This window comes from Streptomyces sp. NPDC007095, from assembly GCF_040634475.1.
GTDB lineage: Bacteria > Actinomycetota > Actinomycetes > Streptomycetales > Streptomycetaceae > Streptomyces.
The window spans coordinates 1-20,300 of the sequence record NZ_JBEYFS010000160.1 but is presented as its reverse complement, the minus strand read 5'-3'; the positions used below and the strand labels follow the sequence as shown (position 1 = coordinate 20,300).

Sequence of the window (20,300 nt, the reverse complement as noted above, 5' to 3'; positions counted from 1 at the left end):
CCCCGGCGCTGGTCGGCGTGGACAGCTCAGGTTGAACGCTGTTGTCCGGTGATCTGGTCGGAGTACACCTTCAGACACGCACCGGGGCGGTGGCCGATACCGCCATCAGTCCTTGAGCTTGAGGAGAATGCGGGCCAGTTCTTCGAGTTCGGACGGGTCCAGCCTGTCCGCCAGGACGGGAGCCAGGGTTTCGCGGCGGGCGGCGTCCGCGTGCTCGAAGAGGTCGCGGCCCTTTGATGTGATGGTCACCTCGACCGACCTGGCATCGGTGGCCGAAGGGGCGCGGGTGACCAGTTCGCGGGCCTGGAGGGCGTCGATCACCCGGGAGACCTGGCTGCGGCTGATCAACGCGCAGGAGCCGAGGTCGGTGGCCGACAGCGGCCCGTCCTGGTGGTAGAGCCAGAGCAGTACCTCGAACCAGGAGGCCGGCAGGCGGAAGTCCTCCTCCAATCGGGCGCTCGCGCGTGAGGTGAGGGCACTGCTCACCCCTACGAGGCGGTAGTACGCCTGGTCCTCGACAGGCAGTTCTGCCTGCTTGAGCTTGATGTCCGTCACCAGGCGAGTCTACCAATTTGCGTGCACGCACACACAACCTTAATGTGTGTGTACACGCAATCATGGAGGCTCATCATGAAGATCGCCCTTGTCACCGGCACGTCGACCGGCATCGGCCTGGAAACCGCCGTACTCGCCGCGAAGGCGGGCTACGTGGTCGTCGCGACCATGCGGAACACCGACAAAGCCGCAGCGCTGCTCGAGCGGCTGCCCGACGCCGACGTCCGACAGCTCGACGTGACGGATCCGGACTCGGTCAGGGCCTGCGTCGACGGTGTGATCGCCGACCACGGACGGCTGGACGCGCTGATCAACAACGCCGGGGCCGGACACCTGGGCACCATCGAGCTGGAGAGCATTGACGACGTCCGCGACGTCATGGAGGTCAACTTCTTCGGAGTCGTCCAGGTCACCAAGGCCGCACTGCCGTACCTTCGCGCCGCCAAGGGGCGTCTGATCACGGTCACCAGCATCGGAGGCGTCGTCGGCCAGCCGTTCAACGAGGCCTACTGCGCGGCCAAGTTCGCGGTCGAGGGCTGGATGGAGAGTCTCGCCCCTGTCGTCGGCAAGCTCGGTGTCGCGGTGAGCGTGATCGAGCCCGGCGCCGTGGCCACCGAGTTCGTCGCGAACGTGCGGGCCGACCGGGACGTCGAGGCCCTGGTCGCCGGGGCCGGGGACTACCAGCCGGTGATCAACGGTTACCTGGCCCGCACCCAGCAGGCGTTCTCCGCGGCGCAGTCGGCCCGGGAGTGCGCGGAGATCGTCGTGGGCGCGCTGACGGCCGCCGAGCCCCGGTTCCGCTACCAGAGCTCCGAGTCCGCGGCCGGCTTCACCGCGGTCAAGCTGGCCGACGCCGACGGCTCAGCCGTACAGGCTCTCACCACCTCCTGGCTCGGGGCGTGAACAGGGAGGACTGAGCTGGAGGAAACGTGCGGGTCATCATCGATGCCGGCCTGGTCGTCCCCCACCGCGAACGCCCCGGCCGACCGCTCCTCGCCGGTGAAGAGGAGGCAGGCGGCCCCGCGGACACGGTCCGCAGGGCGTCGGCGGTTTGTCGCCGGGCGACTGGACCGGCTTGTTGACGCCCAGGAGACATGGCCCAGGGGCGACCACGTAGGCACCTCGCCCAGAGGCCACGCGGGGCCCTCCCCCATTCGACCGCCTGACATCCGCTCGGCGGGGTCACCCCTCCGATCAGCGGGATCCGCACGGGCACGCCGGGGATTCCCGCGAAGTTGAGGCGTTGTTCACCCGAACTCCGGGCGGCGGCCGGAAAGTACGGCGTCAATCCATGTCAGTCCCCCAAGGAGTTGCGCCTGATGCCGAGCACCACGCCCGCCGAGGTCCGTACCATCCCAGCGGGCGGCAGAAACGCACCACCCGGACGCCACGCCTTAAGGTTGGACATCCAGGGGCTGCGCGCGGTGGCCGTCACGCTCGTGGTGCTCTCCCACGCCGGAGTGCCGCAGGTCAGCGGCGGATACGTCGGGGTCGACGTCTTCTTCGTGATCTCCGGCTTCCTCATCACGTCCCTGCTGCTGCGCGAACTCGCCACCACCGGCCGCTTGTCGGTCCGCACCTTCTACGCCCGCCGGGCGCTGCGGCTGCTGCCCGCGTCGTCCCTGGTCATCGCGGTCACGCTGGCCGGGTCATGGCTGTTCCTGTCTAAGGCGCGGCTCGCCGAGTACGCGGGCGACGCCCTCGGCAGCGCGCTGTACGCGGTCAACTTCCGGTTGGCGGCGGCCGGTACGGACTATCTCGCCCAGAACAGTCCGCCTTCGCCGTTCCAGCACTTCTGGTCGCTCGCCGTGGAGGAGCAGTTCTACCTGGTGTGGCCGCTGCTCCTGCTGCTCAGCTGGCGGGCCGCCCGCGGCCGGCGCCGACTGATCGCTCCGGTGCTCGGGGCGCTGTGCCTGGTGTCGTTCGTGATCAGCGTCCTGGTGACGAACTCCTCGGCGCCCTGGGCGTACTTCGGCTCCCCCACCCGGGGCTGGGAGCTCGGCGCCGGCACGCTGCTGGCGCTGGCCACGGCCCGGCTGGAACGGCTGCCCGCCGCCCTCGCGGCCCCGCTGACCTGGCTCGGCCTGGCCTGCGTCGTGCTGGCGGCGGTCCGGTACGACGACGAGACGCCCTTCCCGGGCTACCACGCCCTCCTGCCGGTCCTCGGCGCCGCGCTCGTCCTGGCCGGCGGCTGCGCGCCCGCCTCGCACGGCGCGGGGTGGCTGCTCGGGCGGCGGCCTCTGGTGTGGCTGGGCGGGCTCTCGTACGGCTGGTACCTGTGGCACTGGCCGCTGCTGGTCGTAGCCCCGGTGGCACTGGGCCGTACGGACGGCATCGCCGAGGTGCCGCTCGCGCTCGGGCTGTGCGCGGTCGCGCTGGGCCTGGCCTGGCTGACGCTGCGCCTCGTCGAGAACCCGGTCCGCTTCCACCGGGTGTTCCGGGGACGGCCGCACCGGGCCTTGGCGCTCGGCGTCGGGCTGTCGGCAGGGGCCACGGTGCTGGCGCTGACGGCGGCGGCGGTCCCGCCGACGATCGAAGTGGGCGGGACCGCGCCCGTACTGGCAAAGGAACTGGCCGACGCGCCGGACCCGCAGGCGCGGCTGGCCGAGCTCCTCGCGGCATCCTCCGGCAGCCTGCCGAACAACCTCACCCCGGCCCTGCCGAAGGTGAAGTCCTCCCGGTCCGCGGTCTACCGGGACGGCTGCCACGTCGACTACGCCAGCACCCGTAATCCGCCGTGCGTCTACGGGAACCTCGCGTCCTCCCGGACCGTCGTGCTCTTCGGCGACTCCCACGCGGCCCAGTGGTTCCCGGCTCTGCAGGGCCTGGCGACGGAGCGCGGGTGGAAGCTGGTCTCACTGACGAAGGCCTCCTGCAAGACCGCCGGCGTGACCATCATCAACCGCCACAAGCCGTACACGGCCTGCGACACCTGGCGTTCCAACGCCGTAGCGAGGATCAACGCCCTTCACCCCGCCCTGGTGGTCGTCTCCTCCTCGGACGCGGGCGACCCCGCCCAGCCCGACGACGACACCCTGCGGCGGTGGACCACCGGCTTCGAGGACACCTTCCGGGACCTCGGCGCCTCCGGCGCCCACGTCGCAGCCCTGCTCGACACCCCCTGGCCCAAGGGCGACCCGGTCGACTGCGCCGCCGACAACTCCCTGCAACTGCACGCCTGCGCGAATCACCTGCCGGACGCGATCCACGATGCGACCCGCCAGACCGCCATCCGCAACGCCGCCGCCGCGACCGGCGCCGCGGTCATCGACCCCCGACCCTGGGTCTGCGCGATCCGCACGGGCATCTGCCCCGTCGTCGTCGGCAACACCGCCGTCTACCGCGACGAAAGCCACCTCTCCGAGGCCTACGCCGCGGCCCTCGCCCCTGTCCTCGCCGGCCCCTTGGACCGCCTCGTCGGCAGCTCCTGAACACACCGGAGATGCGAGGCCGAGGCCCCTACATGGGGGCCCAGTGATCAGATGGAGGAACTCTGGGCCTCGACGCGCAACACCCGCAGCCGAGTTGGCCGATGGCCTCGGCCGAACCGGGGGTGCGCACGAGCGCCTATCAGATCTGAGGTGTGGGTCCCCGGGGAAGATCCGGACGCGGTGACCCACACCCATGCGACGTTTCTGCGGACGGAGGACGGCTGCGTGGTGTACCGGGTCGGCTCCGGCGACCACCGCTTCACGACGTAAGGCGCACGCGGGCCTGCCCGCGGCCCCAGTCACCAGTAGTGGCGGCGACCACCGACAGCGTGTCCGGCAGCCCCGAGGATCCACAGGACGAGTCCGATGATCACAAGGATCACGCCGATCGTCCAAAGAATGCTGATGCCCGTGACGAAACCGACGACGAGCAGAATGATGCCGAGGACAAGCATTGCAACCTCCCGCAATGAGCCCCCCTCGTCCCTCCGTGTACCACCGCAGGGCAACTCCTAACGCGGTTGCGGCACGCGATCGGGGGAGCTCTCCGGCTCCTGCGGTGGGGGTGGGCTCGTCGCGGGTACGAGCTCGGTGAGCAGGATCGTGCGGTCGTCCGCTCCGTCGTTGGTGGCCGACGTGCCGTGAAGCAGCCGTCGGCACAGGGATTGCAGGGTGTCCGGGCCGGTGGCGCCGTCGGAGTCGACGCCGGCCGTGTCGAGAAGGCCGGCGAGACGCGCGATGCCCTGGTCGATGTCGGTGTGGCGGGACTCGACCAGGCCGTCGCTGTAGAGCAGGAGCAGTACGGGGTCGGGCACGTGCAGGACGGTGGGCTCGTACGCCCCCATGCCGAGTCCGAGGGGCAGGCCCGGGCTGGTGAGAGTGACCGGCCTGGTCCGTCCGCCCGGATCGCGGATCAGCGGGGGCGGGTGGCCGGCTCCGACGAAGGTGCATGTGCGGCGCCTCGCGTCCCACTCGGCGTACATGCACGTGGCGAAGGAAGCTCCCGGTGTGTCACAGGCGAGCGCGTCGAGGCGGCGCATCAGCTCGGCCGGGGTGATGTCCAGTCCCGCCAGGGTACGGACGGCGGTGCGCAGCTGGATCATGGCGACGGCCGATTCCGGACCGTGCCCCATGGCATCTCCGACGATCAGACTGACGCGGCCTCCCGACCGGGGCAGCACGTCGAACCAGTCACCGCCGATGATGTTGTCGTGCCCGGCGGGAAGGTAGCCGTGGGCGATACGGCAACCCTCGAACACCCGCTCAGTGGCAGGGAGCAGGCTTCGGCGGATGGCCAGTGCCGTACGGCGTTCGCGTGCGTACCGGCGCGCGTTGTCCAGGGCCACACAGGCGCGTGCGGCCAGCGCCTCCACGGCCTCGGCGTCGACGGGCAGGAAGGGCGCTTCGTCCGGGCCGCGCGTGCAGGCGATGAATCCGACGGCGGTACCGCGCAGATGCAGCGGGACGACGAGGAAGGAAGCCGTGCGCAAGAGGACGTCCATGCGGGCGTCGCCGCCACCGGAGGTGCTGAGCCGCGCGGACGTATGGGCGTCGACCGTGTCGAGCAGTTGCGCCTCGAGGGTGGCGATGGCACGTGTGTAGGGCGTCCCGCGCGGAAAGACGATGACCTCGCCGACCGGCAGCAGCCCCTCCCAGTCCTCGGGTGCGTCCGTTCCGATGCGCAGCGCCAGTCGGCGGGCCTCGATCTGCGGTGGTTCCGCGGAGGCGTACGCGTTCTCCTCCAGCAGCCAGCGCTCCAGCAGGTAGACCGAGGCCGCGTCGCAGAACCCGGGCGTCAGGGCGTGGACGACATGGCTGCCGGTCAGGCCCAGGTCGAGTTCCGAGCCGATGACGTCGGCCGCGGGGAAAAAGGCCGGCTGACGGCGTGAGCGCGCGGTGGCGGGTTCGTCGTCCGTGGGACAGTGCGCTTCGTTCCGCAGGGTTGTGCCTTTCCGGTGGGGCTCGACTCCGGGAGCGTGGCCTGGGCATCGTCCCGCCACACATGGTCGGCAACTATATGATGGAGCGTCAAGATCACGGACATGAAAGGGAGTTGAGTTGGCCGACAACGACGGTCTCCCGCAGGAAATCGATCCCGACAAGGCGAGCGTCGCCCGGATGTACGACGCGATGCTCGGCGGACAGCACAACTTCCCCATAGACCGGGAGGCGTTGGCGGCCTTCACGGCGATCGACCCCCAGGTGCGCACGCTGGCGCGGGCCAATCGCGCCTTTCTCGGCCGGGCCGTGCGTTTTCTGGTCGAGGCCGGGGTGCGGCAGTTCATCGACCTCGGATCGGGCATCCCGACGCAGGGCAATGTCCACGAGGTGGCACAGGCGGCCAGCCCGGAGGCCCGGGTGGTCTACGTGGACAGCGACCCGGTGGCCGTGGCCCACAGCACTGCCCTGCTCGCCGACAATCCCGGCGCGGACATCGTCGACGCCGACATCCGCCGGCCGGCCGACGTCCTGTCGTCCCCGCAGGTACGGAAGCTGATCGACTTCGAGCAGCCCGTCGCGGTACTGATGATCACGATCCTGCACTTCATCACGCCCGAGGAGAACCCCGCCGGCATCGTGGCCGCGTTCCGGGACGCCCTGCCCGAGGGGAGCTGGCTGGCGCTCACGCATGCGACGAACCAGGATCGCCCGGACACGGCTGCCGCCGTGGGGCAGCTGTACCGGTCCAAGGCCACTTCCCCGGTCACCGCGCGCTCCCGCGGCGAGATCCGGAATCTCTTCGACGGTTTCGACCTGGTGGAGCCCGACCTGGTCTACGTACCCCTGTGGCGCCCGGCCCCGGACGACCACATCCCGGAGAACCCGTCGGAGTACTGGGTGTACGCGGGCGTCGGCCGCAAGCGTGCGTGAGGCGGCTTCGGTGAGTCCGGCGAGTTCGGCGAGTTCGGCGAGTACGGCGGCTTCGGCGACTACGGCGACTACGGCGACTACGGCGAGAGGAACGTGGGCGTCAGCAGGGAAGGTGGCACGGGCGGTAAGGCCGAAGGCCGGGCATCAGAGCGGGTCCGACGACAGATCGCGACGGTGGTCGGACATCGGCAGCGTGCTTCCCTCACCGCCGGCCTGTGACCTCCGGTCGGCGGGAGAGCGCCACTCGACGCTCGGATGGCTGGGGGCATGGGGACCGAGGACTTCGGCGACCGCCGCGGACACCTGCTGCCGGAGCGGGTCGGGAAGCGGATCTCCGTTCACGGCACCGACCAGCTCTTCGGCGACATGGTGGAGTTTGGTGTTGGTGTGCTGGGACACCTCGACCAATACAGTCCAGGCGTCGTCGGCGCCCAGGCCGAACGAGGCCATCAGGACTCCCCTGGCCAGATCGATGACCGGCCGGGTCTGCATGGCCCGTTTGAGCTGGACGACTTCAGTGCGCAGGTCCTGCTCGGCTTCGCCGCTCAACCCAACCTCCTTGTGCGCTCTGTCGCTCTTGCCGGGATGCCTGTCACGGCCGTCGCCGGTCCGCCGGTCGACCGCGTGGGGGCTTGGCGCAGGGAGCGCTGGAGTCGGTGCTCGGTGTCGATGCCACCGGAGACAGCGGCGACAGTCCGTTCATCGGCCGGACGTGCCACAGCCTTCAGAAGCGGGCCGAAGACTTCGCTGCCGACCTGGACGGAGAGTGGACGTTCGTGCATGGCAGTCGCTCCTGGGGCATCCGCCTGTCTCACTACTCCAAGCGTCAGCCTTCAGATCCTCACACGTCAAGAGATACAGGAACTTTCTTTCACCCTTTTGAATGCGCGAATGCCGGGCCGTATCCTCGAGACATGGGTGAAGTACCACAGGGACATTCCGGCTGGACCTTTCTCACCAACCACGCCCGGGTGCTGGCCGCCATCTCCAGGGATCAGGGAACCCGAATCCGCGACATCGCCGCACGGTGCAGACTCACCGAGCGCGCCGTCCAGAAGATCATTTCCGATCTGGAGCAGGAGGGCTATCTCACCCACACCCGCCAGGGCCGCTCCAACATCTACCACATCGAACCGGGGACCATCCTTCGGCACCCGGCGGAGGCCGGGTTGAGCGTAGAGGGCTTGCTGACCCTCCTCGACCGGCACGACGCACGGCGCGACGGCAGGCCGGAGCCCGAACAGCACTCGCCCACGTTCGATCATTCCGCTCGGCGAGCGAAGGACTGACCTCTCCGCCCGGGACGGTCCGTTCGCCGCCCCATGAGGGTGTGGCTGGGCATACCCCGACCGGGGGCCGCTGCCCGCGGTCACGGTGCCGGTCCTGGCCGCCGGGCTCGCTGAGCCGCGGGCCCGCCCCGGGAGGAGAGGTCCCGGTTGGCATGTCGCTTGGGCATGGCAGGGTCGAAACAGTGGCATAAGGACCACAAGCTGCGTGCTGGGCGGCCGCTGACATGGTCAACGTCGGCTTGTGGGTCCGGGTCCGGGCCAGACCCGGCAGGGAGAAGGACCTCGCGGAGTTTCTGACCAGCGCTCGGGCCGTCGTCGAGGAGGAGCCCGACACGGTGGCGTGGTTCGCCGTGCAACTGGACGAGTCCACCTTCGCCATCTTCGGCGCGTTCCCCGACGACGCCGCCCGCCGGGCCCACCTGGTCGGCGGCGTGGGCAAGGCACTCGCGGACAAGGGGCCCGAGCTGCTCCGTGAACCGCCCTCCATCGAGTACGCCGACGTGCTCGCGAGCAAGCTCCGCAATACGTGACCGATTACGTGTTTTCACTGAGGCTGCCTTCGTCGCAGCCGTCTACGTTCGAGGAGTCGGACGACACGGACGGTTTCGAGGGGACTGAGTGAAGAACAACTCCGCAGGCTGGCTCGGGAGTTGGGTGCCCCTCCTGGTGGCAGGGAGTCTGCTGACCGGCTGTGCGGGCGCTTCCGGCGGTTCGGCCTCACCCAGCACCGCGCCGGAAACCCGAGCGACCCCTTCGGACGGTTCGAGCTCCGCTTCCGGGTTCACACCCGAGGCCGCGCTTGTCCCCCGGACCTCAAAGGACGCGCGAAGACTGGTCGACTCCGTCGTGCTCGCCCCGAGCGACTGGGGCCGGGGCTTCGTCGCCCAGGATCCGTCCCAGAGCACTCCCGGTACCTGGGCCGTGCTGGACGGCGGCTGCCGTTGGCAGCGGGAGAAGCTCCCCCACGGGGTACTGGCCGGCACGTCCCGGTACAGCCGACTGCCCGGTGGCGAAGGCAAGGGCACCGTCAAGGTGACGGCCGCGGCCACCGCGCACTCCTCCGTCCTCGGTGCCGACGACCAACTGAGCACCACCCTCGAGGAGGTTCTGCGCTGCCCGGAGCAGCAGCCCCGGACCGACGAGCGGATCACGGGCCTGATGTCCCTCGGCACCCCCTTCGGCGCCCGCGAGCAGCAGTACGCCGACGACTCCGTACTCGAAGCGGGCCAGTACGTCGAGAAGGGCGGCGCACAGTCGTACCGGTGGATGGTCGCCCGGCTCGGCACGGTCGTCGTGGCCGTCTCGGTGACGGGCGCGAAGGGGCGCCCCCAGCCGGAACTCGATCAACTGGGCACCCACGCCCTGGCGCAGATGCTGACCCGCGTCCAGCAGCGGTTGAAGGGGAAGTGATGGAACCGCTCCGTACGTCCGACCCGGCCAAGCTGGCGGACTACCGACTGCTCGGGCGACTCGGCGCGGGCGGCATGGGTGTGGTGTACCTGGCCCGCTCGGCCGGGGGATCGCTGGTCGCGCTGAAGGTGATCCAGGCCGAGTACGCCGAGGACGCCGACTTCCGGGAACGGTTCCGGCGCGAGGCGGACACAGCCCGCAGGATGACCAGCCCTTGGGTGGCGTCCCTCGTGGACGCGGACCCCGAAGCGGCGGCACCCTGGCTGGCCACCACCTTCGTACCGGGGCCCTCGCTCGGTGAGGCCGTCGCCGCGCACGGTCCGTTGCCCGCGCGGAGCCTGCGGGTGCTGGGTGCCCGGCTCGCCGACGCACTGCGGGACCTTCACGCCGCCGGTCTCGTGCACCGGGACGTCAAACCGGGAAATGTGCTGCTGGCGCTCGACGGACCACGCCTGATCGACTTCGGTGTGGCCCGCGACCCGGAGGACACCGCGCTCACGTCGACCGGCGTCGTGGTCGGCACCCCTGGCTTCCTGTCACCGGAACAGGCCCAGGGCGGGCGGGACCTGGGACCGGCCGGTGACATCTTCTCGTTGGGCTGCGTGCTGGCCTACGCGGCCACCGGCCGCCCGCCGTTCGGAACAGGTTCGCTCGACGCGCTGCTGTTCCGCGCGGTGCATGACGCGCCGGATCTGGAGGGTGTTCCGGAGGAGCTCGACCAAGTGGTGCGCGGCTGCCTGGAGAAGGACCCGCATCTGCGGCCCACGGCGTCGGCGCTGTCGAAGGCACTCTCGGTACCCGGGGCTGACTCCTCCACCACCCCCCTGCTTCCCGTACAGGACGCTGCGCCTCCCGATCCCCGCGAGGCCCTGCGGGTGCGGAACCGGGCTTCCGAAGGCAAAGTCCCCGGCGCCGAAGCCGCCTGGCTGCCCGAAACGTTGATCCAGCTGATCGCCGAACGGTCGGCCGCGGGGCTCGCGCTGCCCGGCATCGATGACACCGAGTTCGACTCCGCGGCGATCGGTTCCGGTGCGGCGGACGCGGAAGGCGCCACCGTACCGGCGCCCGCCTCGCCGCCGCGCCGCGTCGTGGACAGACGCCGCCTCCTGCTGGCCGGTGCCGCCACGGCCGTCGCGGCCGGGGGCGGCCCCGCCGCCTGGGCGGCGCTTTCCGGCGACGGCGAGCGCAACGGCAAGGCCTCCGGCTCGGCCTCGACGGTCGCCCGGCCCGTGCACACCATCGGGCTGCACGCCGACCTGACCGGTGACCAGAAGACTGTCGGCCAGGCTCAGGAGAAGGGACTGCGGCTCGCGGTCGCCGAGTTCAACGCCCATGCGGACAGGCCCTTCACGCTCGCCGTGAAGACCGTGGACGACGGCGGCGATCCGGCCAAGGCGCCGGCCGCGGCCGAGCAGTTGGTCTCCGACCGTTCCGTCCTGGCCGTGATCGGTCCCACCACGGACGCCACCGCCCAGGCCTCGCTCGCGACGTACGACGCCGCGCTGCTGCCCGTCATCGCGGTCTCGCCCGGAGCCACCGTGCTGACGGTGATGGGCAGCCGGTCCCTCCTCCACGCCCGCCCCACGGACACGATCCTGCCCTTCTATCTCAGCGCCTATCTGCGCGGCACCGCGAAGTCGCGCACGATCGGGATCGTCGACGACCGGGCGGCGGACGCGTACGCCTGGGAGATCAGCAGCACGCTGAGCCGGGTTCTGCGGGACGCGAGACAGCCGGCCGTGCCGAAGGTGGTGAGCGCGTTGCGGACCGACTTCGGGCCGGCCCTCGACGCCCTTCTCGACGGCGGAGCGGACTCCGTGGTCTTCGCCGGCTATCAGGACCGGGCCGCGTTGCTGGCACGAGAGCTGAAGAGCCGTGCCTTCCCGGGGGCCCGGACCGCCGCCGAGGGGGTGCTCGACCCCCGGTTCCTGTCGGCTGCCGGGGACGCGGCCGAGGGCTGGGTCATCGTCGCCCCCGTCATGGACTCCTCCGTGGCTCCGCAAGCCAGGGCGTTCGCGGCCGCGTACCGCAGGCGATTCGGTGCCGAGCCGGAGCGGTATGCCGTGGAGGCCTACGACGTGGCCCGCCTCGCGGTGAGGACTCTGAGTACGCTGCCCGCCGCGCGCGTCACCCGCCAGGACCTGACGACAGCGCTCCGTTCGGCCACGTACAAGGGGATCACGAAGAACTTCGCGTTCGACAAGAAGACCGGGGCCCTCGTCATCGACGGCAACGGGGTCTTCCTGTGGAAGGTCACCGGAGGCCGGTTCCGGTACCAGGGCGTGGCGCCGTACCAGGTGTCCACCTGATGGGGCGCTGATGGAGCCGTTGCGCGGCGCCGACCCGGCCGGCGTCGCGGGCTACCGGCTGCTGCGCCGGCTGGGCGCGGGCGGTATGGGTGTGGTGTACCTGGCCCGCTCCGCCGGGGGTTCGCTCGCCGCGCTGAAGGTCATCCGCGCCGCGTACGCGGACGACCCGGGCTTCCGTGCCCGGTTCCGTCGTGAGGTGGAGACAGCGGGACGGGTCTCCAGCCCCTGGGTGGTACCGCTGCTCGACGCGGACCCGCACGCGCAGTCGCCGTGGCTCGCCACCGCTTTCGTGCCGGGCCCCTCCCTGGAGGACGCGGTGGAGGGGTGCGGACCGCTGCCGCACCACACGGTCCGGTTCCTGGGAGCCCGCCTCGCCGAGGCGTTGGACGCCGTGCACGGGGCGGGTCTGGTGCACCGGGACGTCAAGCCCGGCAATGTGCTGCTCGCGGTCGACGGACCGCGAATGATCGACTTCGGTATCGCCCGCATGCCGGAGGACACCGCGCTCACCGCCAGCGGGATGGTGGTCGGCTCCCCCGGCTTCCTCTCCCCCGAGCAGGCCAGGGGAAAGGGCAGGGAGATCGGGCCGGCCAGTGACGTCTTCTCGCTCGGCTGTCTGCTCGCGTTCGCCGTGACGGGCGAACGCCCCTTCGGCCGGGGCTCGGTGGCCGAGGTGCTGATGCGTACGGTCCACGACGAGCCGGACCTCGACGGGGTTCCGGCGACGTTGCTGCCGCTGCTGCGGAACTGCCTGGGGAAGGAGCCCGGCTCCCGTCCCACCGTGGCCGAGGTACGGCGGACCCTGGACCGGGAGCATCCTGACGGCCGGCACAGCGGGGGCTGGCTGCCGGAGCCGCTCACCCGTCTGATCGCGCTCGGATCGACGGCCGTACTCGCCCTGCCCGCCGTCGAGGCGACCGAGATCTCCAGGACGACGGCGGTCGACGTGCCGCCCGGCGACGATCCGGTACCCGGCCCGGAGCGGCCGCCGAAGGCCTCCGCACGACGCCGCCTCCTGATGCTGGGCTCGGCCGCCGGGGTCCTGGCGGCAGGCGGAACGACGGCCTGGTGGACCGCGGATCGCCCCGGCCGCGCCTCGACGCGGGGGACCCGCGCGCGGCTTCCTCGGCTGGCCGTCGCCCTGCACGCCGATCTGAGCGGAAGCCACGCGGCGGCGGGCCGGGCAGGAGAACGGCGTCCGGCTCGCCGTCGACCACCTCAACTCCCGTGCCGACCGCGGCTTCGACCTGGTGCTCCAAGTGCACGACGACGCGGGCAGCACGACCCGGGCGCAACGGGTCGCTCGGCAACTGGCGGCCGACGACCGGGTCCGAGCGGTGATCGGGCCGACGACCGACGGTTGCGCGAAGGCCGCCCTCGACCGGTACCAGCAGGCTCTGCTCCCGATGGTCTCGGTGTCGGTCGGACTCGACGACGTGTCCGCCTTCACCTACCAGGTGTACGCGGCCACCCGTCCGGCCGACGCCACCCTGGCGGCGCCGATCGTCGCCCATCTCGTGCGCACCGCCCGGGCACGCAGGACGGTGCTGGTCGACGACGCGGCCGAGGGCGGCTTCAGCTGGGAGATCTGCACACGCGTCAGCGAGGCCATGCGAGCCGGCGGGCACGCCACGACCCGGCGCACCCTCGCCGCCGAGAACGACGCGGCCGACGACTTCCGCACCCTGGCCGAGAAACTGACCGGGTCGGGCGCGGACGCGGTGGTGTTCGCCGGAGGGTACGCGCGCGCCGCGAAACTGGCCCGTGCGCTGCGTTCCGCGGGCTACCCGGGTACGCGACTGGCCACCCAGCGCGCCCTCGACCCCCGCTTCCTCACCGCGGCGGGCGACGCCGCCGAGGGCTGGGTCTTCTCCACCGCCTTCCTCGATCCGACCCGTGTGACGGCCGCGCGGTCCTTCGTCACCGCCTACCGCGAACGCTTCGGCGGCGTCGCCCCGCCCTGGTACTCCGCCGAGGCCTACGACGCGACGCTCTTCGTCGCCCGTGTCATGACGACGGGGGGCGCCTCACGCGCGGAACGGGGCGCGATGGTGGACCGGCTGCGCGACACCGACTACCGGGGGATCACCAAACGACTGCACTACACGGCATCGAGCACCGGCTACAACGTGGACGGGCTGTATCTCTTCCAGGCGTCCGGTGGCCGTTTCCGCTTTCTCGGCCAGTACAAGGACGTCACGGCCTGAACCGCGCAGGCCGTATCTCGCGCAGGCCGTGCTCGAGCAGGACGGACGGCTCGGCCATCGGTTCACTGGGCGGGGCGGTCAGATCTCGCAGCTGATCTCGACGCCAGGCCCTTCCCCGCCGTCCCGGGACGCTCTGGGTGTTCTGGTCGATGCTGTCGCCGAACAGCAGGTCGTTCCCACCACGCCCGTAGATCACATCGCGCCCGGCGGTCGCCCCGGTGGCGTCCCTCAGGGCACTGTCGCCGACGATGAAGAACTCCCCCGTGCTTCCCTCCGCGATCCGGTCGTTGCCGGAGCCGACCGCGGTGCCCCCGGAAGCGGAGTGGTCCCCGGTCGCGATCGTGCCGCCGTCCTCGCCGAGGTCGATGACGTCGTCACCGCCCGCCCCACTCGCGTCGCCCGAGACGGCGACACTGTCGCCCGTCGCGTCGCCGAACCCCCCGGGTCCCTCCAGGAGTACCTCGTCACCGGCCCCCGAGGCGCCGAAGAAACCCAAGGCGTCCCCGATGAGGCTTGTCGTTGCCGTCGCCGCTCTCGAGACGGTCGTTCGCACCTCCGGAGGCGGTGTCGCCCGTTTCTCCGGCACGGCCGCTCCACGGGTGTCGTCCCGATCACCTGACGCGTGATCCCTTCCAGGGCGCGTCGCCGGAGCCACCCGGCAGGGGCCGTTTTTTTCATCCTTTCAGTGGCATGGCGCACCAGGGATTGCACTGCGTACCGGCCGGACATACTGACCGGTACGGCCCCCCTTGGCCAGTACGACAAGAGGATGAACGTGATCACAGGTGGTTAATCTTCTCATCACATGATGAAACTGCTCAAAGGAGACACTCGTGTCCACATCGTCGCAGCCACGGGTATCGGGTCTGGAGATCCGCTCCATCGACTACGTCCCCCTGGACGAGCGGCACGGAAAGCTCTGGCACCTGGGGCCTCTGTGGTTCATGTCCAACGCGCAGATCGCCACCCTGGCGGTGGGGCTGATCAGCATCACCGAGGGCGGCAACCTCATCTGGTCGCTGATCGCGATCGCCGCGGGCACCATCCTCGGCACGTTCTTCATGGCCTTCCACTCCGCGCAGGGCCCGCAGCTGGGACTGCCGCAGATGATCCAGTCGCGGCCGCAGTTCGGCTACGTCGGGGCTCTGCTCGTATGGCTGTTCGCCTATGTGCAGTACGCGGGGTTCAACGTCTTCAACACGATCCTGGCCGGTGAGGCCCTGCACTCCACATTGCACGGCGGCGTCAAGCTGTGGGTCGTCGTGGTCACACTCATCGGGTTCGTCATCGCACTGGTGGGCTACGACGTCATCCACCGCGCCGAGCGGGTCCTCACCTACACCTTCCTGGTCGTCTTCGGCATCTTCACCGTGGGCATCCTCCTCACGCTGCACTATCCCCCGGGCTCCTTCGACCTTGGCGGCTTCCAGTGGACCCCGTTCCTCGCGCAGTTCGGCGTGGTCGCCGGATACCAGATCAGCTGGGCCATCTACGTCTCGGACTACTCCCGCTACCTCCCGCCGGACGTGACCGTCCGCAAGACCTTCTACTGGACGTACTTCGGGTCGGCACTCGGCGGCATCTGGCTGATGTGTCTCGGGGCTCTGCTCGCCGCGTGGGCGGGCAAGGACTTCGAGACCGTCCGCTCGATCAACGCGGCGGGCGACAAGGTCTTCAGCGGCTTCGGCGCGATCGTCCTGCTGTTCTCCGCCCTGGGTCTGATCTCGGTGACCGCCCTGAACATGTACGGCGGGTCCCTCACGCTCATCAGCGCGATCGACTCGTTCAAGAGAGTGCGGCCGACCGTCGCCGTACGGGTCGTGACGATCGGCCTCACCGCGGCGCTCTCCGTGGTGGGGGCGCTGGCCTCCACCGCCCACTTCCTTGAGAACTTCAACAACTTCCTGCTGTTGGTGCTCTACCTGTTCATTCCGTGGACCGCCGTGAACCTCATGGACTACTACGTGGTGCGCCGCGGCCACTACGCGGTCGCCGAGATCTTCAACCCGCACGGCATCTACGGCCGCTGGGGCTGGCACGGCATCATCTCCTACTTGGTCGGCTTCGCCGTCATGGTGCCGTTCTTCTCCGTCGGCACGCTCTACGTCGGACCCGCCGCCCACGCGCTCGGCGGTGCGGACATCGCCCTGTTCATCGGACTGCCCGTCTCCGCGGTGCTCTACTGGCTGCTCACCCGGTCGATCGATGTCGACGCCGAGGCCCGCCTGGCCGAGGAGGAGATCACGGCGCTGGAATCGGCGTCCCACGAGCACCGGGAACCATGACCTTGCCATGGGCGCTCGAAACAACGGCCCGTGGCCGCCCGACGCGACGACCTAGACCGCCGCGAGCAACGGCGCGACCAAGCCCCGCGCCCACTCGCCGGACGCGGGCTCCCCGCTGAAGATCGCGCGGTAGTACAGCGGACCGAGCAGTCCGTCGACGGCCCGCTCCACGCTCGGCGCCTTGCCTCCTCGAGCGCGCTCCCGCTCGATGATCGCCCCGAGCTGGGCGTGTCGGTCGGCCGTGCAGGCGCTGCCTCCCTCCGGACCCGAGCCGATCGTCGCCCGCATCAGGGCGAGGACGTCGGGATCGGCGAGGTCGGTGGCGACATCGCCCGTCCACCGCTCCAGGTCACCCACCAGAGAGCCGGTGTCCGGCACCACGACATCGCCACTGAACCGACTGGTCGCGGCGTCGGCCAGGAGCTGCGCCACCGAACCCCACCGCCGGTACACCGTGGTCGCGTGCACACCGGCGCGCGCCGCGATGGCGGGAATGGTCAGCACCTCGGCCGGCTCTTCGGCGAGCAGCTCCCCGACCGCGCGGTGAACGGCCGCGCGCACCCGCGCGGATCGGCCGCCGGGGCGGGGCTGGACTGTTGCTTCGGTCATGCGGAAATTATCGCACTGATCGCTGCGTTAGGGTAGAACTACTAACGCAGTGATCACTGCATTCGGAGAGAGCGCATGCCTGACGCACCCACGTCCCACAAGAAGATCCCGTCGACCCCAGCCGCCGGCGGCCAACCGTCCGGTCGCGTGCGGCGCGGGCTGAGCCGGCCGATGGCCTTCGCCTCCATCGCGGCCGTCTTCGTCCTCTTCATGGCCGCGTCGAGCGCGCCGTCGCCGCTCTACGTCATCTACCAGCACGAATGGAGCTTCTCGGCGGCCACGCTGACCACCGTTTTCGCCGTGTACGTAGTCGGAATGATCGCGGCACTCCTCGTGCTCGGCGCACTGTCCGATCACATCGGCCGCCGACCGGTCCTGGCCTCGGCCATCGCCCTCGAAGCGGTGGCGATGGCCCTGTTCATCGTCGCCGACGACGTCTCGATCCTTCTGACGGCCCGCTTCATCCAGGGCATCGCCACCGGTGCGGCCATGACGACACTCGGCGCGACCCTGGTCGATCTCAACCCGCCCCACGCGCCGCACCGCGCCGGCGTCATCACCGGTGCGGCCCCGACGTTCGGGCTGGGCCTCGGCGCACTGGGCTGCGGCTTCCTCGCACAGTACGGGCCGCACCCGACCCGATTGGTCTACGGTCTGCTGCTCGCGGCTCTGGCCCTCGCCGGTCTGCTCGTCGCCCTCATGCCCGAGACTGCACAGCGTCGTCCCGGCGTCGTACGGTCTCTTCAGCCTCGCCTCGGCGTTGCTCCGCGTCTGCGCGCGGACCTGATAGCACTCGTGCCGATCCTGGTGGCGAGCTGGGCACTGGGCGGACTGTATCTCTCACTCGGTCCGTCAGTGGCCGCCAACCTGTTCGGCCTCTCCAGCCATGTCATCGGCGGCCTCGTGGTCACCCTGCTCTGCGCGCCCGCCTCGATCACGGCGTTCGCGTTGCGCGGCTGGCCCACCGAGCGCACGCTCGCCCTTTCGGCCACCTTGCTGCTCCTCGGCACGGCAGTGGGTCTGGGCGGTGTGGAGGCGAACTCGCTCACCATGGCCGCATCCGGCACCGCCATCGCCGGAATCGGCTTCGGTGGCTCGGCCCTGGCCAGCTTCGGCACACTGGCCCGAATCGCCGAGCCGGCCGAGCGGGGCGAACTGTTCGCGGTCGCGTTCGTCATCTCCTACCTGGCCTTCAGCATCCCGGCCGTGGTCGCAGGGATCGCCACCACGAACGTCGGCCTGCACGAGACCTCGGTCGTCTACAGCACGGCTGTCATCGCCTTCAGCGCCCTCGCGCTCGCCGCCCAACGGCTCCGCACGGGACGGGCCAGGAACACCGGCCCCTGCGGACAGCCTGCCGGGGCCCGCAACTGAGGAACCTCCGACACGGGCGCCCTCTCCCCGAACCATGACGGGTGGGCGGACACACGAAACTCCCGGCAGAGACAGAGCTCACTGCCGGGAGCTTCGCGGTTCTCGCGTCAGAAGCGGGGCCGACGGTCGCGCCGGAGCATCCCGTCCGGATACCGATGAGGGCAAGCCCCATGCAAGGGAGGGGTCAGCGGTCGGCGATGTCCTCGCGCAGACCGTCGGAGAATTCCCACCATGACAGGGGAAGCCAGTCGCCGTTGACGAAGGCGTCGACCGTAGCGCCTCGGCCGCGGACCGTCACGGTCGTTCCCGGCGGGTAGGTAGTGCCGGACAAACCCGGCACGGGGACAAGCAGCGTTCCCAGTCGCTGTGCTGACATTTTTCGGCCTCCCTCTCCACTGCATTTCTCTGCACGGCACCGGGCAGTTATTCACATAGACGTTACCGGCTTGTCCGATCGCGCAGGACGGAGAATCATGAGAGATGGGTCACGCGGAGAATGCGGGCGGGGGCGTGGACATCACATACATGCGTCACCGAGCGGAGGTGGCAGCCGTGAAGGCCGTCGTTTACAAAGGGCCGTTCAGCGTTGCGGTCGAAGAGGTTGAAAAGCCCAGCATCCAGCATCCGAACGATGTGATCGTAAAGGTCACTTCGACCGCGATATGCGGATCCGATCTGCATATGTACGAGGGCCGTACCGCTGCCGAGCCCGGCATCGTCTTCGGCCACGAGAACATGGGAATCATCGAAGAACTCGGCCAGGGCATCACCTCACTCAAGGAGGGCGACCGCGTGGTCATGCCCTTCAACGTCGCCTGCGGGTTCTGCACGAACTGCGTGGAGGGATTCACCGGTTACTGTCTGACCGTCAATCCTGGTTTCGCGGGCGGCGCGTACGGATACGTGGCCATGGGTCCATGGAAGGGCGGCCAGGCCGAATATCTGCGCGTGCCCTTCGCCGACTTCAACTGCCTGAAGCTGCCGCCGGGAAACGAGCACGAGAGTGATTTCATATTGCTCGCCGACATTTTCCCCACCGGATACCACGGTTGTGAGCTCGCCCAGGTCCGCCCGGGCGAGAGCGTCGCGGTGTACGGCGGAGGGCCTGTCGGACTCATGGCCGCCTACTCGGCTCTGATACGCGGCGCGAAGAAGGTCTTCGTCGTGGACCGGGTCCCCGAACGGCTGCAGAAGGCCGAGGAGATAGGCGCGGTTCCGATCAACTTCTCCGAGGGCAGCCCGATCGAGCAGATCAAGGACCAGACGGACGGCATCGGCACGGACAAGGGCATTGACGCCGTCGGCTATCAGGCGACAGGGCACGGCACGGACCGCGAGGAACCGGCGACCGTCCTGAACTCGCTCGTCGGCACGGTTCGAGCCACCGGAGCGCTCGGCGTGCCCGGCCTCTATGTGCCCTCCGACCCCGGCGGCCCGGACGAGCAGGCCAAGCAGGGCATGCTCCTCGTCTCGATCGGCAAGCTCTTCGAGAAGGGCCTGCGGATGGGGACGGGACAGTGCAACGTGAAGCGCTACAACCGGTACCTTCGCGACATGATCATCGAGGGCAGGGCGAAGCCCAGTTTCGTCGTCTCCCACGAACTGCCCCTGGATCAGGCGCCGTCGGGCTACGACAAGTTCGACAAGCGGATCGAGGGCTACACGAAGGTGATACTGCACCCGTAGCCTTGCGGACCGCAGCCTCCGGCCACTCCCGCTCACCGGCTGTCGCGGTGTGATGCCCTGTCAGACGCGCCGGGAGCTCCCCAGCGGACGGGGGTGCCGACGGACGGTGTGTCCGTGGGAGCCGGGCCCGCCACTCCCCATGCGCGAGGTCGCTGTCGGCGACGGGAGCCAAGGCGGTGAACCCCTCTCCCCCGCGCAATGGACGACGGCGGGCCGGGTCCCCGCCTACCCCTCTCCGTCGGCTGCGGGGCGCGCGGTTCTTCGCGCCCCTGGG

17 protein-coding genes and 2 pseudogenes are annotated in these 20,300 nt (G+C 70.0%); 12 read left to right on the top strand and 7 right to left on the bottom strand.

Going from position 1 to position 20,300, the window contains the following annotated elements; all coding sequences use genetic code 11:
- Positions 1-105: 105 nt before the first annotated feature.
- Positions 106-555, bottom strand: a complete 450-nt coding sequence (locus ABZ656_RS39665) for a MarR family transcriptional regulator (protein ID WP_101406755.1) — start codon at positions 553-555, stop codon at positions 106-108.
- A gap of 75 nt (positions 556-630) precedes the next feature.
- Between ABZ656_RS39665 and ABZ656_RS39660 the strand changes: the two genes are divergently transcribed.
- Entirely contained in the window at positions 631-1,458 is an 828-nt protein-coding gene (locus tag ABZ656_RS39660; protein ID WP_101406756.1) for an SDR family oxidoreductase, read from the top strand.
- A gap of 416 nt (positions 1,459-1,874) precedes the next feature.
- Entirely contained in the window at positions 1,875-3,986 is a 2,112-nt protein-coding gene (locus tag ABZ656_RS39655; protein WP_360274902.1) for an acyltransferase family protein, read from the top strand.
- Between the two features lie 299 nt (positions 3,987-4,285).
- Here ABZ656_RS39655 and ABZ656_RS39650 read toward each other — a convergent pair whose 3' ends face one another.
- Positions 4,286-4,441, bottom strand: coding sequence for a DUF6131 family protein (locus ABZ656_RS39650; RefSeq protein WP_095856802.1), 156 nt, complete (start codon positions 4,439-4,441; stop codon positions 4,286-4,288).
- 57 nt (positions 4,442-4,498) lie between these two features.
- On the bottom strand, positions 4,499-5,986 hold the full coding sequence (locus ABZ656_RS39645; protein WP_360274898.1) for a SpoIIE family protein phosphatase: 1,488 nt from the start codon (positions 5,984-5,986) through the stop codon (positions 4,499-4,501).
- Positions 5,987-6,044: 58 nt separating this feature from the next.
- Between ABZ656_RS39645 and ABZ656_RS39640 the strand changes: the two genes are divergently transcribed.
- The gene (locus ABZ656_RS39640) at positions 6,045-6,857 is read left to right on the top strand and encodes an SAM-dependent methyltransferase (RefSeq protein WP_360274895.1); all 813 of its coding nucleotides are present in this window, start codon (positions 6,045-6,047) and stop codon (positions 6,855-6,857) included.
- A gap of 144 nt (positions 6,858-7,001) precedes the next feature.
- Here ABZ656_RS39640 and ABZ656_RS39635 read toward each other — a convergent pair whose 3' ends face one another.
- Positions 7,002-7,406 carry an ANTAR domain-containing protein gene (locus ABZ656_RS39635; RefSeq protein WP_360274892.1) on the bottom strand — a complete coding sequence of 135 codons (405 nt, stop codon included), beginning with the start codon at positions 7,404-7,406 and terminating at the stop codon, positions 7,002-7,004.
- A gap of 365 nt (positions 7,407-7,771) precedes the next feature.
- Here ABZ656_RS39635 and ABZ656_RS39630 point away from each other — a divergent pair, with 365 nt between their 5' ends.
- The 6 genes and pseudogenes from ABZ656_RS39630 to ABZ656_RS39605 form a co-directional block, all read left to right on the top strand.
- Complete coding sequence (locus tag ABZ656_RS39630; RefSeq protein WP_101406760.1) at positions 7,772-8,146, top strand: winged helix-turn-helix domain-containing protein; 375 nt, start codon at positions 7,772-7,774, stop codon at positions 8,144-8,146.
- A gap of 224 nt (positions 8,147-8,370) precedes the next feature.
- Positions 8,371-8,676 carry an antibiotic biosynthesis monooxygenase gene (locus ABZ656_RS39625; RefSeq protein WP_101406761.1) on the top strand — a complete coding sequence of 102 codons (306 nt, stop codon included), beginning with the start codon at positions 8,371-8,373 and terminating at the stop codon, positions 8,674-8,676.
- 88 nt (positions 8,677-8,764) lie between these two features.
- Positions 8,765-9,556, top strand: a complete 792-nt coding sequence (locus tag ABZ656_RS39620; protein WP_101406762.1) for a hypothetical protein — start codon at positions 8,765-8,767, stop codon at positions 9,554-9,556.
- The gene (locus tag ABZ656_RS39615; protein WP_360274888.1) at positions 9,556-11,865 is read left to right on the top strand and encodes a bifunctional serine/threonine-protein kinase/ABC transporter substrate-binding protein; all 2,310 of its coding nucleotides are present in this window, start codon (positions 9,556-9,558) and stop codon (positions 11,863-11,865) included. The genes ABZ656_RS39620 and ABZ656_RS39615 overlap by 1 nt, the downstream gene beginning before the upstream one ends.
- A 10-nt stretch (positions 11,866-11,875) precedes the next feature.
- Positions 11,876-12,610: pseudogene (locus ABZ656_RS39610) on the top strand (serine/threonine-protein kinase); the annotation flags it as partial.
- Positions 12,611-13,106: 496 nt separating this feature from the next.
- Positions 13,107-14,072 (top strand): annotated as a pseudogene (locus ABZ656_RS39605) (ABC transporter substrate-binding protein); the annotation flags it as partial.
- Here the strand turns inward: ABZ656_RS39605 and ABZ656_RS39600 are convergent.
- On the bottom strand, positions 14,062-14,568 hold the full coding sequence (locus tag ABZ656_RS39600; RefSeq protein ID WP_101406765.1) for a hypothetical protein: 507 nt from the start codon (positions 14,566-14,568) through the stop codon (positions 14,062-14,064). The pseudogene ABZ656_RS39605 and the gene ABZ656_RS39600 overlap by 11 nt on opposite strands.
- Before the next feature lie 337 nt (positions 14,569-14,905).
- Between ABZ656_RS39600 and ABZ656_RS39595 the strand changes: the two genes are divergently transcribed.
- On the top strand, positions 14,906-16,357 hold the full coding sequence (locus ABZ656_RS39595; protein ID WP_101406766.1) for a cytosine permease: 1,452 nt from the start codon (positions 14,906-14,908) through the stop codon (positions 16,355-16,357).
- Positions 16,358-16,408: 51 nt separating this feature from the next.
- Here the strand turns inward: ABZ656_RS39595 and ABZ656_RS39590 are convergent, their stop codons facing one another.
- A complete protein-coding gene (locus tag ABZ656_RS39590) occupies positions 16,409-16,966 on the bottom strand; it encodes a TetR/AcrR family transcriptional regulator (protein WP_360274884.1) in 558 nt (185 codons plus the stop codon).
- A gap of 75 nt (positions 16,967-17,041) precedes the next feature.
- On the opposite strand from ABZ656_RS39590, the gene ABZ656_RS39585 reads away from it, so the two are divergent.
- Positions 17,042-18,340, top strand: a complete 1,299-nt coding sequence (locus tag ABZ656_RS39585; protein ID WP_360274881.1) for an MFS transporter — start codon at positions 17,042-17,044, stop codon at positions 18,338-18,340.
- A 184-nt stretch (positions 18,341-18,524) separates the two neighbouring features.
- Here the strand turns inward: ABZ656_RS39585 and ABZ656_RS39580 are convergent, their stop codons facing one another.
- Complete coding sequence (locus ABZ656_RS39580) at positions 18,525-18,716, bottom strand: hypothetical protein (RefSeq protein ID WP_030190387.1); 192 nt, start codon at positions 18,714-18,716, stop codon at positions 18,525-18,527.
- A 176-nt stretch (positions 18,717-18,892) separates the two neighbouring features.
- Here ABZ656_RS39580 and ABZ656_RS39575 point away from each other — a divergent pair, with 176 nt between their 5' ends.
- A complete protein-coding gene (locus ABZ656_RS39575) occupies positions 18,893-20,026 on the top strand; it encodes a glutathione-independent formaldehyde dehydrogenase (protein ID WP_101408351.1) in 1,134 nt (377 codons plus the stop codon).
- Positions 20,027-20,300 lie beyond the last annotated feature (274 nt).

What these genes read in the sequence shown, in the direction of transcription:
- ABZ656_RS39615 (WP_360274888.1), top strand. Translation starts at nt 9,556, where the DNA reads ATGGAACCGCTCCGTACGTCCGACCCGGCCAAGCTGGCGGACTACCGA.
- ABZ656_RS39580 (WP_030190387.1), bottom strand. Translation starts at nt 18,716, where the DNA reads ATGTCAGCACAGCGACTGGGAACGCTGCTTGTCCCCGTGCCGGGTTTG.
- ABZ656_RS39650 (WP_095856802.1), bottom strand. Translation starts at nt 4,441, where the DNA reads ATGCTTGTCCTCGGCATCATTCTGCTCGTCGTCGGTTTCGTCACGGGC.
- ABZ656_RS39630 (WP_101406760.1), top strand. Translation starts at nt 7,772, where the DNA reads ATGGGTGAAGTACCACAGGGACATTCCGGCTGGACCTTTCTCACCAAC.
- ABZ656_RS39590 (WP_360274884.1), bottom strand. Translation starts at nt 16,966, where the DNA reads ATGACCGAAGCAACAGTCCAGCCCCGCCCCGGCGGCCGATCCGCGCGG.
- ABZ656_RS39625 (WP_101406761.1), top strand. Translation starts at nt 8,371, where the DNA reads ATGGTCAACGTCGGCTTGTGGGTCCGGGTCCGGGCCAGACCCGGCAGG.
- ABZ656_RS39585 (WP_360274881.1), top strand. Translation starts at nt 17,042, where the DNA reads ATGCCTGACGCACCCACGTCCCACAAGAAGATCCCGTCGACCCCAGCC.
- ABZ656_RS39655 (WP_360274902.1), top strand. Translation starts at nt 1,875, where the DNA reads ATGCCGAGCACCACGCCCGCCGAGGTCCGTACCATCCCAGCGGGCGGC.
- ABZ656_RS39660 (WP_101406756.1), top strand. Translation starts at nt 631, where the DNA reads ATGAAGATCGCCCTTGTCACCGGCACGTCGACCGGCATCGGCCTGGAA.